Annotated in this window: 8 protein-coding genes and 1 pseudogene; 1 reads left to right on the top strand and 8 read right to left on the bottom strand. The window is 42.4% G+C overall.

Features of this window, described 5'->3' with window-relative positions; translation table 11 throughout:
• Positions 1–458 precede the first annotated feature (458 nt).
• Together K401_RS0128710 and K401_RS0128725 are read right to left on the bottom strand one after the other, a co-directional pair.
• Positions 459–1,172: a GHKL domain-containing protein gene (locus tag K401_RS0128710; RefSeq protein WP_024296180.1), complete on the bottom strand. Its 714-nt coding sequence runs from the start codon at positions 1,170–1,172 to the stop codon at positions 459–461.
• 754 nt (positions 1,173–1,926) lie between these two features.
• Entirely contained in the window at positions 1,927–2,685 is a 759-nt protein-coding gene (locus tag K401_RS0128725; RefSeq protein WP_024296181.1) for an EFR1 family ferrodoxin, read from the bottom strand.
• A gap of 538 nt (positions 2,686–3,223) precedes the next feature.
• On the opposite strand from K401_RS0128725, the pseudogene K401_RS34140 reads away from it, so the two are divergent.
• A pseudogene (locus K401_RS34140) lies at positions 3,224–3,433 on the top strand (transposase zinc-binding domain-containing protein); the annotation flags it as partial.
• Positions 3,434–3,615: 182 nt separating this feature from the next.
• On the opposite strand, the gene K401_RS0128740 reads toward K401_RS34140, so the two are convergent.
• From K401_RS0128740 to K401_RS0128770, 6 genes are all read right to left on the bottom strand, one after another.
• On the bottom strand, positions 3,616–4,518 hold the full coding sequence (locus tag K401_RS0128740; RefSeq protein ID WP_024296183.1) for a glycyl-radical enzyme activating protein: 903 nt from the start codon (positions 4,516–4,518) through the stop codon (positions 3,616–3,618).
• The gene (locus K401_RS0128745; RefSeq protein ID WP_024296184.1) at positions 4,511–6,781 is read right to left on the bottom strand and encodes a pyruvate formate lyase family protein; all 2,271 of its coding nucleotides are present in this window, start codon (positions 6,779–6,781) and stop codon (positions 4,511–4,513) included. Before K401_RS0128745 ends, K401_RS0128740 begins: the two co-directional genes overlap by 8 nt.
• Before the next feature lie 152 nt (positions 6,782–6,933).
• Entirely contained in the window at positions 6,934–7,698 is a 765-nt protein-coding gene (locus K401_RS0128750; protein WP_024296185.1) for a DeoR/GlpR family DNA-binding transcription regulator, read from the bottom strand.
• Between the two features lie 124 nt (positions 7,699–7,822).
• Positions 7,823–9,730 (bottom strand): PTS fructose transporter subunit IIABC, encoded by a 1,908-nt coding sequence (locus K401_RS0128755; RefSeq protein ID WP_027352272.1) that lies wholly within the window; start codon positions 9,728–9,730, stop codon positions 7,823–7,825.
• A 616-nt stretch (positions 9,731–10,346) separates the two neighbouring features.
• The gene (gene gnpA / locus K401_RS0128765) at positions 10,347–12,506 is read right to left on the bottom strand and encodes a 1,3-beta-galactosyl-N-acetylhexosamine phosphorylase (protein WP_024296188.1); all 2,160 of its coding nucleotides are present in this window, start codon (positions 12,504–12,506) and stop codon (positions 10,347–10,349) included.
• Positions 12,507–12,558: 52 nt separating this feature from the next.
• The gene (locus tag K401_RS0128770) at positions 12,559–13,611 is read right to left on the bottom strand and encodes a glycoside hydrolase family 88/105 protein (protein ID WP_024296189.1); all 1,053 of its coding nucleotides are present in this window, start codon (positions 13,609–13,611) and stop codon (positions 12,559–12,561) included.
• Position 13,612: the final 1 nt, after the last annotated feature.

Consider the following 13,612-nt stretch of genomic DNA (forward strand, 5'->3'; position numbering starts at 1 on the left):
TGAATGCCAGAACCCTCTTTATCTGTCTTCGCTTCTCTGTTCATATTTAGCCTTATATAAAAATACTGCCGTCTTAATTTTTTACCTGTTTAGGAAAGAACAAAAGATTTCCTTTTGCTTCTGCCAAAAGTAGTTTTAAACTGAACCAGAAAATTCTTTATATCAATATTCCTAATGGCATCAGGATTTGAATGATCGCTGTTGCAGGGACATAACAATAGGCTTTGTAGTCATGGGAATCCGGATTGCCATGACCACTGACTGACTAGTGAGCGCTATCCTTTTCAACACTAGTATTCTCAATGCAAAGCAGTTCAGATATTCAAACCATAGTACATAACACTTGGGAGTGGTCAGCTAAAGATACAAAAAAACACCGTTTTTCAGGGAATTCCCATAAAAAGCGATGTTTTTTATTAAATGTTTACAATTCCTTTTTAGCCTGATAAATCAATAAATTATGCTATCGTATCGGTTAGATATAACATAATAACAACCCGAAAAATGTTTTTGTCATATGCCGAATTATCTTTCGAGGTTAAAATTTTATCTCCCCTCTTCTTTATGATACAGTTATAAGTATTAATAATCTTTATATATAATATAGATGTTTCCATTACCATATTTATGCTTAACATCTTTTCATCTGTTTTATCTGTTTCAACAATAGCATTTTCCAATAAGGTTCCAATAATTACACTTATGTCATAGGAAGAATCAAAAAAAACCTCAGGTATTTTTAAATTGATGTTAACATCAATTAATTTTTCCCTGGCATATCTTAAAAGATAATTTATATTGCTATCAATTTCTTTGTTTCCAGAAGAGGCTAACTCTTTTGGATTATCGACTAATTCACTCATATTTTCAAGATAGCTAAGAATATCTTTAGAATTACTGGCCTTTGCCATCGACATTAAATCCCTTATATGATATTTCATATCATGCTGCAAAGACCTTATCTCTTGCTGAGTTCTCATAATAAGTTCTAATTGGTTTGCATACATTATAGAGGTCTGAACTGCAATTTCTTTATCCATATTTTCTAGATAAGATTCTTCAACTGCACTATAGATATAAAACGTTATTATATTGATAATCAAAAGACCTGCACCTTCAATTACCCTGACATCATGCATAGGGCGGCGGGTGACTATTAAATAATGTATCATTACAATACTACATAGAGGAATGAGCAATAAAAACTTCCAATTCAGTGCATATTATTTTTTCATCATCACAGATTGCCACCTGTATAACACTTTGGGAAGTTTCCATTATTGTTTCCCCCTCCCTCTTTCTTTTTTATATTTTAATTTATTATTAATTATAAATCAACTCTTCTAACTAATTTTGACGTAATCATGCATACTATAGGTTAATAAAATACTATAGTTGCTTTATATATTATAGCAGATAAAATCTTTCTATGGTACGGGGTTAAAAATGAAAGAAATACTAAAGCAGATAGGAGAGCATATATTTATTCGTAGAAAGCAGTTTAATTTAAAACGAGAAGAATTCAGCTGAATAAGCTATGAGGCTTTCGCCTTTTCCCTGCCCAGTGCCTTATTCACAACAGAAAACCTGCGTTTGGCACGGAATCAGCCTCCCGCTATCATAAGATTCCCCCGTAAACCTGTATGCAAAACAAACCTTCCTGAATCCGGAAGCATTACCCTGCATGGAGTAAAAGTCATAGTCAATTCTCCTAACCTATATAAAAAGTTCACCATTCAAGTTTTTATATCAAGTGATAATAGTTTCATTAATTGTCTCGGAAATGGCATGTAATCGTGTTACTTCCATTACAACGCTTATAAAGGGTAATCATGTTATATTAGGACTCTGTATAACAAATAAAAGATCCCCTATGAAAATTATCATAGAAGATCTTTTGTTTATATGAAAATATTTATATTTTTTCTATTTCCAAACCATTTTAGGGGTTGTTTTCTCTGATAGAGATAATGCACGCTGGGGGCAATGATGGATACATCTGTAGCAGTTAATACAATTATTACTTTTCCATCTTGGAAAACCAGCCATATCTATTTCTATTGTCTTTTGGGGACAATTTACTATACATTTTTTGCATTGTATACACAAGTTTTTATGCAAACGTATTTTGACACATAGTCGTTGTCCCATCCATTTATTCGGATAATTCAAAATACTATATAATTTAAAGCGGGGAATTTGTAAGTCAACCTGCTTTAGATAATTAAATTTATTTGCGTCATATTTAATTTTATTCCAAAGCTTCTTTTCATGCCTAGAAAAAAATTTTATTAATGGCACCATCAAAATGGCATCAGTAGCTGAACAGCGATAACTGCTGCTCATAACAGAAACAATATTTTTAGTTTGGCATACCTTTGCCATTATCCTCAAGGTATTAGCAGAATAGAGCCCACATGTAGTAAATAAGAACGCAGGAACCGGTCTTTCTAATTTAGAAATTCCCTTTAAAAAATTCAATAATGGCAGTGCTGGACCTGAGTGGTATGTGGGCGCACCTATAATAATCTTACTATAATGATTTATATTAAAATTTCCTGGCAAACTCTCAATTGAATGTATTTCAACGCTATCTTTATTATCTAACTCTTCATATATAGCCTCAGCAACCATTTGAGTGTTTCCTACTCCAGAAAAATATAATATGCAAATTCCCCAACTCATCAATATGTTCTCCTCGTTTAAATCCAGTACCGTTTTATCAGTACATGCGTTTATTTTTTATTGTTTTCCCGTAATCTGTTGTATTATAAGTGTGTTAAAGTATGGTATATATCCACACCTAAATAAGGCAACTATTGTTAGTATATTGACAATAGCTTAGCATCACTATTACTTTTTGTCCAATACCTTCTGTTGCTTCTCTGATTCCATTGCCATTACACCAGATACATCATTAAATAAATCACTTCCTGTCAGCCTATAAAACCAAGCCCATAATGGTTGAAATTAGAATCAGGCTTTTCATCATTATCACCCAAATAAGTTCCATAATTCTTTCACTTGTGCAAGCTTTATTTTTTATATTGGATAACATCTATTCTTCATAAACTCCTATACCAGTAGCTACAGATTTATATAACCCCAACCTTTCTGATGCAATATTGAACTATTGAACTTTTCCTCATACCACTTTACCTTTTTTCCAATACACGTAGCCTGCCATAGATAACAAAATATCTATATTAACCAGTTTAAAGAAATGATTCACTACGGTGATCCTGCCTTTGGTGGAGCCATGTATTCCTGCCCTAGATGCGGCAACTTTAAATTTGTTGCTTTTTGCTACCACTCCCGCTGCTGTCCAACCTGTGGCAACATGTACTTCATCGGCAGGACCACTTCCACCTCCTTTAAGATCATTGATGTTACGAACCGCCACTGTGTTTTTACCATTGAAAGAGCATTCCGCCCTTTGCACGAATTATACAAAAAGGTTATGCAAAAATACAACTGTCATCCTCCTATTATGATGAAGTCCGCATTATGAGCGATGACGACCTATTGGACATGGACTATTTTACATAAATTTGATGACTTTAATGTAAAAAACAGGAAGGAACTCATATCACGTTCCTTCCTGTCTTTCTGCTTCTATCCTCCGATTCTGGATTCCAGCCCAATCTTCAACGCATATTGGTGATATTCCTCCAAATCTTCTTCATGAAGCATTTTTCCAGTCATCTGATAAACTCTTCCTAATTTCTCGTATTTCGCTTTTCCCAGTGTATGATAAGGAAGAAGATTTATGTTTTTAACTCCCAGCTGCCGTAAGTATAGCAAAGTCTCTTTTATTAATGCAGAGTCAAAGTTGAATCCAGGAATAATCGGCATACGCACAGTTAACTTATCCGGACACATTTTTACCAGATATATCAGGTTTTCTTTAATCTGTCTCCCATTTCCTCCTGTAACCCTTTTAAGTACTTCGTCATCCAGATGTTTAAAATCGTAGAGAAAATGGTCGATATAGGGTTCAGCAGCCTGCAAGGTTTTTAAAGAATAATTCCCCGTAGTTTCTACCGCCGTATTCAATCCCCTTTCTTTACTTGCTTTGAGAATGGCGATCAGCCCCTCCAGCTGTACAAAGGGCTCCCCTCCGCTGACCGTGATTCCCCCGCCGTCGGAATTATCATAGTAATCCTTATCTTTCATCACTTCTTCCATGATGAAATCCAGTTCCATATCTTTTCCATAAAACTCGATTGCATCCCGCATACAATTTTTCTCACAGGCCAGGCAATCGGTACATAAGTTCCTGTTATAATGGAACGCTCCGTTAGCATCAAAGGTAATAGCCTTAGTCCCACATCCCTTTTCGCATGAACGGCACCCGATACACTTCGACTCGTTGTATAACAGTTCCGGATAAGATGTCTGTGTCTCTGGATTGGCGCACCATGGACAGTACAGGGGGCAGCCTTTTAAGAAAACGGTGGTGCGGATTCCCGGCCCATCATGGGTGGCAAAGCGTTCAATATTGGTCACTCTAATCATACAATGCCCTGCTCAGCAATTCTTCCTGGATATCCTTTGTCAGATTCACAAAGACCGCACTGTAACCGGCCACCCGTACAATTAAATCCGGATAATTCTCTGGATTCCTTTGTGCCTCCTCAAGAACGCCATAGTCCACCACCGTTACCATGAGCTGGCATCCCCCTTTCTTAAAGTATGTATCAAACAGCATCTTAACTTTTTTTCTGTCTTTATTGAACATACGGGGTGTAAATTTGATATTCTGCACGCTTCCCCCATGATATTTTGCCTGGAACTTAGCCAGTGAATTCAAGCAGGCGGTAGGCCCGTTTTTAGCTGCTCCGCCCTGGGGATTATTAGCTGGATTCAAATAAACACCTGTTTTCCTTCCGTCCAGGCTGGCAAATGTCCCATGGCCCCAATCTGTATTAGTCTGGTTATTTGAAATAACGATCAGAAAATATCCCATGCCATAATCAATCCCCTTCTGGCGGATCCCTTTGGCTACAAATTCAAATAAATCATTTGCGAGATTATCGCATTCCGTTTTGTCATTGCCGTATTTATCCTGATCCAATAAATCTTTTCGAATCCTCTCATATCCTTCGAAATTGGCAAGCTGTGCCTGGTGCAATTCACTGAGACTGTATTTTTTATCCATATACACCAGCTTTTTAATCGCCCATAGGGAATCGCTGGAATTGATGTTTCCGTATGTTTCATTAGTTCCGCCAAGGATTTCTACTCCTCCGTCCAGCACTGCCTTCCCTCGATTGATACAATCATCCATCAAAACAGAAGTAAACAGAAAGGATACTTTTTCATTCATGATCTCATAAGAACGGTATTGAGCCTGTATACTTAAATCAAAGTAATAATTCAATAACTCCTTATATTTATCAAACAGCTCGTCAAAGGTTTTGAACTGGGAACATTCCGGAATCTCCACTGGTCCGCTTTTTCGTTTCCCATCCATAGGGTCTGTTCCGCCGTTTAAGGTGATATTTAAGATTTTTAACAGGTTTAATAAAATATTCGGCGTTCCTACACTCTTACCCTGAATGACAAATTCACCGCATCCAAATGGTACGTACTGTTCAGCGATTTCCCGATTCACACCCATGGAATACATAACTGCGGGGACATTCACATCATCATTATATAAAGTAGGGTAGGTAGCACCGCTTCCGATACAATCATAGGCCATATCCATAATGGATTCTGGAGTGTCTTTGCTAAAACGCAGGGTAAACTGGGGTTCCACATAACGTGTATCCTTGCACACCCTCATACAGATACGGGCAAATGTATCTGCTTCTTTCGGATGTTTCCGTCCTACACCGCCTACAATAATACGTCCGTTAACCGTGGTACGCCTGTTCTCAATCATCTTCCACAAGGATTTTAAATACCTGTAAGACTCTTCTTCGTCAATAACGCCATGATCCAGATCATGCTGCAAAAATGGTCCCAGCACGTCATCCAGCCGCCCATAGTTAATTACTCCGGCACAAAGGGCGTAGATCCAAAACAACTGCAAAGCCTGGTGGAACGTGCGTGGTTTATTCTTCTTAATATACCGCAAGTCATTTTCCATCAGTTCCAAATCCTTCAAACGGGTCTGGTCCGCACCGTTTCTTGCTTCTCTCACCAGCTCCATCTGGCGTTCCATTACCTCCTGTAAAAGACAAAGGCTTTCATAACTGCATTCCAGGAATTCATTTTGTTCTTTTAAACTGATCAGTTCCTTTAAGCCTTCCACTCCATATTCCATCAGCTTTTTATAATTCAACATCATTCCCGACAACCTGGCTGTTGCCATCAAAGGATAGGAGCAATCAATAAACCTTCCGACTGTATCCTCTGTCAATACCTCCTGACAGTAAATTGCTTTCGTATCATGATCCTGCCAGTAATTGTAAAGCGTATCAACCCTTGCTTTTTCCTCTTCGGTGGACAGCATTTCTTTAAACGCCCTCAGCTTATGGAATACGCAGTAATGGCCTACGCCTCCGATACTTGTTACACTGCCAAAGCCAATGGGCAAAAAATCAAGTCTGCCTGCCAGCAGATCATCACATTCAATCGAACGGAACAAAACCGGGTATATTGTTTTTAAGCAATTAATCTCTCTTCTCGCTTTATCCAGCCCCTCACCGTTCCTATGCGCCTCTGTATAGGCTTCCATAATAGACAACTGCTCCCGCGGTGTTTTTTCACATGGGATTGGGATTGACACCTCTACGTTCTGAGCGCCGTCAATGTTAATTTTCTTTTTCACTGCAGAGTCTCCTCCTCTATCTGATATTACTTGAAAATCACTTATGTTCCTTAGCTTTTTTCTTACTGCCCCGTTCTGTATTCCTATTCCGGTCCTGCACTTTTAGCGAAAAAGGGGGCGCTTAACTGCGTCCCCTCTTCTGCCAATATATCTTAACTGAGACAAACGGTAAAATTATCTGGTATCTCACCTGTGTCAGGGAGACGATTGACATACACGTTTGTAAAATCTTCCAGACTTGCCCATGAGAACATTGCCTTAATATGATACTTGGAGTCATCGATCAGAAGATGGTTGTTCTGGCTCTTCTTCATGATCTCCTTTTTCATCGTCCCAATCTCCATATCGAAAATGTAAACCTCGCCGCTTTCCGTATTAACCCCATTGGTACTGAAAAAAGCATGGTCAAAATTAAAATTCCGAATCATATCCACAGCCATGGATCCTGAACTCATATCATAATCCGGTGAAAAACGACCACCCAGCAGATAGATATCCCCCTTGTACGTAATGGGAATCTTCTTAATCAGGTAAATGCTTGAGGTTACAATCTTTACATGGTGCGCCAGCAGCTGCGGCAGTAAGTATACAGGGGTAGTGCCGGAGTCCACATAAACGCAGTCCCCGTCCTTTACATTTGTGACAGCCCGCCGGCAGACAAGCTCCTTTGCCTCCGCACACAGGCTCTCCTTGTTCACGGTAGGAACTTCGTTGAATACCGTCAGTGTAGAAGATACCTCTCTGCACATAGCTCCTCCCCGCTCCCTGCTGACCAGCCCCTGTTCCTCCAGTTCAATTAAATCCCGGGTTACCGTGGATTTTGACACATTTAACTGTTCCATCAGTTCCTTTATGGTTACAAAAGACTGTTCTTTTACGATACTCATGATATGATAAAGCCTTTGCTGTGATAGCATAACGTCACCTCCTTCGCCATTATCATATCAGAGGAGGAAATCATATGTCAATCTATCATTCTTTCGATCGATCTTAACCGATGTAATGGCTCCATTCCGGTTATCCTTGCCACAGTTGATGTACTTATCTTTGTTTTAATCTAAGACGCTTTAAAGTCATGCAGATAATTGCAGTTACCACAGTGCCTGCAGCCATACAGATCAGTCCCATAAACGGCTTGTTCACTGCTCCCAGGATCAGCACAATAGGACCGCCATGAGCAACAGAATCTGTAATGCCAAATAAAAATCCCATCGTACAGGCCACCACGGATCCAATCATATTGGCCGGAATGACGGCCAGCGGATCGCCCGCTGCAAACGGAATAGCTCCTTCGGAGATCCCTACCAAGCCCATGGCCAGAGCCGCCTTGCCGTTGGCAGTCTCCTCCGGCAAAAACAACTGGTGCTTACGGTCTAGAAATGTAGCCAGTGCCATACCTAACGGTGCAACAGGAATCGCCATAGCCTGTGCTCCCATAAACTGAGGCTGTCCTTCGGCAATTAAACCAACCGAGAACATGAATGCTACCTTGCCAAAGGGACCTCCCATGTCAAAGCCCTGCATCAGACCGATTGTAATGCCAAGTAAAATCATACTTCCGGCAGACATGCTTTCCAGCATGGCGTAAAGAGCCGTCATCAGGGATGAAATGGGTGCTCCGATAATAAATATAAATACAAATGCGATAAACAAAGATCCAATAATAGGAATAATCATGATCGGAACCAACGGCCTGATCATCTCCGGCCAACGAAGCTTCTTCATCCATCTTACAAAGTATCCGGTCAGAAAACCAGCCACAATTGCTCCAATAAAGCCAGTTCCGGCTGACGCTCCGTAAAAAGAACCGTTGTTGGCAATCCAGCCGCCAATCATGCCAGGAGCCAAAGCCGCCCTGTCACCGATAGCAAATGCTATGTAGCCGGCCAGAATCGGGATCATCAATGTAAATCCGGCGCTTCCCACTGCAGAAATCTGATTCCAGAAGCTGCCTTCAGGGATCACAAGCCCCTGGGGTGTTGGCTTTCCTCCCACTGCAAGCGCGACCGCAATCAGCAGACCACCGATTACCACAAACGGGATCATAAAGGAGACACCGTTCATCAACGCCTTGTATAACATCTTTCCACCAAGCGCACTGACTGGCTCTTCTGCCTTTCCGCTGGCCGCCTGCAGAACACGCTCTGTGGATCTCCCGCCAAAAATCGGGGCCTTTCCATCCAGAACCTTTCGGATCAGCTCTTTCGGATGGTCGATTCCTTCCTTCACAGTGGTGGTAATTACCTGTTTTCCACGGAAACGTTCCATGTCCGTCTCCTTGTCGCTGGCAATGATAATTCCTTCAGCTCTTTCAATCTCTTCCCTGGTGGGAACATTTTCTGTGCCAATGGAACCGTTTGTTTCCACCTTTATGGATACGCCCATCTCTTCAGCAGCTTTTGCCAATGCTTTCGCCGCCAGATACGTATGTGCTACACCTACCGTACAGCCGGTCACCCCGATTAAAAACCGTTCTGACCCTTTGTTCTCTGTCCGTACCTCTTCTGTACTTAGTGCCGCAAGAATATCTTCCGGCCGTTTTGCCTCCTTTAGATATTCCAGGCAATCGCAATCCAGCAAGCGGGAAGTAATACCGCTTAACAGTGTGATATGCGTGTCGTCCGCATTGTTTGGCATTGCGATGAGAAAGATGATATGGCTGGGCTGGCTCCCCTCTTCAAACCGGATGCCCCGTTTGGATATTCCGATTGCCACCGCCGGCCTCAGTACTGCATCGGATTTTCCGTGAGGCAAAGCCACTCCGTTCTCCAGATTAGTGGGCACCTGTGCCTCTCGTTCCAATACATTTTGAATATAGTTGGCTTTATTCTTCAGTACATGTTCCTTATAGAGAAGTTCCGCCAACTCCTCTATCGCCGCATTTTTATCCTCTGCCTGCATGTTAACTTTGATCAGCTTAGGCGAGAGAAACTTTGTTATATCCCCCATTTTGAATCCTCCTGATTATAATAATTTTCTGCGGTTTCGTATCTTTCTATGTATCATGTTCCGGCTCCACCCATTCAATACTGCTGTCCGTACCTCCTTTGCCCAATTTCAGGTGCCACTTCCCCGCCGTATTCAATGAATTAACTATAGCACTATTTTGATTCAATGTCAATCATTTTGATTTATATTGAATCATATTAGTTCTTTACGATTCACAGCAATATCTGGCAGCGGTGAAAGTAATGCATGTTTTTCAAATATCAAATGGCTGGCAACCGTAACGAATGCAGCTGCTTACGGTGTCCCCTTTCAGCCGGCACGGGCGTGATTATTGACTGGTGTATCAACGATTATTCCTGCGATCTGATGAAACAGGCAGAAAAGGATCTGCTGTTCGTTCCGGATAAACTGATAGCTCCTCTATCCGTCTATCACGGCATTATTCGGCACAGCACCTTTTGGCATGTGGCCGGCATCCTATAAAATAACTTAGGAGAGATTCTCTCTTTTTCCGCACAAAAATAGAGAACGGTCACCACGCCATTCTCTATTTTTACCTTGTAAGACTTAAGCAGTCCGCTCCCTTTCCGCCCCTGTCTTTGTACACGGCTTTCCTTTATCCCAGTGTAATAATCCTGGTCTCATAAGACTCAAGCATCTCTTCACATCTGCCATATTCCGTTTCAACCACAGTTTTCTGCGGACATGTACTATTATTGATGAGCACCAACTTTTTGTCTGCCGGGTACCATGCACATTCTGTTTCCGGATTATCCGTCAGGTAGTTCTGCTTCAAAGGCATGTTTTTTCCAAAAAGCATCAGATTTAAAAGCATTCTGGTATTCCGGGGATTCACCTGGAAACTGCTGAGATAGATTCCCCAACCGTTTCCTGTCTTGTGCATTGCAATGGTTGGCATCCCATCCGTTTCCGCCAGTACACGGGTATTACCATCGGTTAAGTAAAGCCCCTGGCGTCCCTTCACTCCCGCTTTTTCCGGAATCAGCCCTGCCACAGGTTTCACCTCATAGTCCCAACGGCCATGGCACACTCTTGCACCTGTGTCCTCATCAACACCCAGAATGTGGGCGAGACGGAAATATGTATCGTATCCTTCCACTGCCGATGGCTCGTTGACGCCAACCAGCACTCCTCCCTCAAATACAAAATGAGAAATGGCTTCTACCACCCGGCTGTCATCCCATGCTGCCCCGCCGCTCCATGCAGTTCCTGCCGCACCTGCATTAATTAATACATCCACTCCTTTTAATCCATTATTTCTTACATCTTCAAAACGAATGAATTTCACATGTACCGGAAGTCCGGACAGGGCCTCATTGATATGTATCAGATCATGCATATGCGTTTCATGAAAATGCCCTGACAACGTCCAGGAACGGAGCCGCCCCCAGGAATGGAGCACAGCGATATTAATCCCCAGCGTATACACCTCTCCTGCCTGATGGAATTCCTTAATGAGGCGGAATTCATTTGCTGCGCTTTCAATATATCGGCAGAAATCCGGATATCCTTCCACCAGATGAAGGTATCCTCCCAATCCGATCCGGTCGATCTTTTCCCGCAGCAGAGCCCGTCTCACCTGCACCCAGTATTTTTTAGCCTCCCCGGCTGGATCTCCGCCTTCACAAAACGTCGGCGCCCCGCCAAGCCCAACCGGGAACAAATAGGGATGCAGGCGCAGTTCGTGGGTCTCCACTTCAACACCTGCACACAGTCTGGCTTCATAACCGGAAAATACACATTTAATCAAACCATCAAATCCAAATTTCTGAAACTCATCACCGTAAGGTTCTGCGCCCACCCAGCTGTCATCGTAAAACACATAGGCTTTTTTCCCATAGCTATGCACCAATTCCACCAGCTCTTTGCCGAAAGCAACAACAAAGCGATTGATAAATGCCATGTAATCCCGCTGCTTTTCTCCCGGAGGCATATGCGTTACATGGAATTTTCCCTGATTGACAAAATCTTCTGCCGTCAATGCATAGCCGTATTCCTGTTCAAATTCTTCAAGCGCTTTCGGACTGACCGTAAAATCATAGGAACCCCAATCACTGAAAAGGCTGCGTTTCCGCTCATCCCGGCCCCATATCCAAACGAAGTTATAAAAGAGGGAAGTAAAGCGCACCACCGTTGTGGACGGATGAGTTTCACACCAGTTCTTCAGCCAACCGTAAAGATATTCCCTGGTCTCCGGATGTCTTGGATCTACTGGCATTAAATGCTCTTTCTCCCAGTGATTGGTCACATGGTTATACATAGATATCTCTTCCCAGATCCGGTAGGCCAGAAAACTAACCGTATACTTATGCCATGGAATCGCATTCCTCAGGATCACATTACCGGATTCCCGGGCATATTTCCATAACCCCCGGGGCACCGCCTGATTATCCGTCCGGTCAAAAACCTGCCAGTATTTCATGCCTTCCATGCTGTCATTAACTGCAAACTGATCCTCATAGAAATCTTCCATCAGGTGAAATACCAGAGATTCTCCGGCCGCCATCTTCCCTTCTGTCATCAGAAAGGTCTGCTGCAGCTGTTCCGGATGCTGCTTTGCCCATTCATTATGATCCCTGATGATACAGATCGTGGAATAAATGCCATAACCGGCATCTGTTATTTCTTCTGAAAGCACAGTACCATCACTATCCCGGATCACATCTGCGCCCCAACGCTGTGCTAACTCCAGTGTCAATTTTTCATATCCGGATTCCCCTGGCAGCGTAAAACTCCCGGTTCGTTTTTCCGTCATATCTGTCTCCTTTTACCTCTTTATTATTCTGCCGGTCCCATCAGGCACTGTCTCATAATGCCCCATCATTTCTGCTGTTGTCATAATCCAGTATGCCTGCGAAAAAAGCAAGTGCCAATCCTTGTCCCCAGCCTTGGATCCAGTCTCTTGATATATTCCGGTACCCGTCACGGTCTCTCATTACCGCAGTTCCGCCGGACACATGAAGAACTCTTCCATCTTCGCTGATCTCATTCACAATTCCGGCAATGGCTTTATTTATGTATTTGATATGAAGGGGATTCCCTTTCGCAATCATGGCAGCCGCAATTCCGCAAGATGCCGATACCTCCTCATAAGATTCTTCATCATCCAGTATGGTTCGCCAGAGTCCCCTGTCAGTCTGAAGAAGCTTCAATGCTGCCAACTGTTCATTCAAAGAACCTGCCACATCCATAAAGCGGGGATATAAGTAGCACTCAGGCAGACAAATGCCCACCTGGGACATGGTGTAGGAAGCCCATGCATTGGCTCTTCCCCAGTAAAATCCGGACATATGGTCTTTTTTGATATTGTTATATCCATGATACCACAGTCCGGCATCCGGATTTTGTAGATAACGGATGTGCCAGTAATATTGGTTCAGTGCGTCGTCGATCAGTGCATCCTCTTTAAGCTTCACCCCTACCCGCAATAAAAAGTATGCCGCCATAAAAAGGGTATCCGCCCAGCACTGCTCCGGAAAATCATTCCCCGCTGAGACCGTATGCTGAAGCACATTCTCACCAAAGCGCAGAGCTTCCTTTCGTAAATACTCTGCTTTACTCATTACCAGACTCCAATACCGTTCATCATTGGTCACTTCATACAAAGTTAATAAACAATGCCCCATGGCACATGTATTGACTGTCCAAACCTTGGGCACTCCCAATTCTATGAACTCATCAATTCTATCTTTCAACAGATTGATATATTCTTCATTTCCTGTCACTTCATATGCCTTGCAAATACCATAATAAGCAACTCCGCACGGCCAATCCCATGTCATATCCATACGCATGGTGCGCTTTACCATGCGATCTACAAGTACTTCTATCTTATCTTTCTCATACACCAGTCCAGCCATA

Origin of the sequence: Lacrimispora indolis DSM 755 (assembly GCF_000526995.1) — a bacterium.
Taxonomy (GTDB): Bacteria; Bacillota; Clostridia; order Lachnospirales; family Lachnospiraceae; genus Lacrimispora; species Lacrimispora indolis.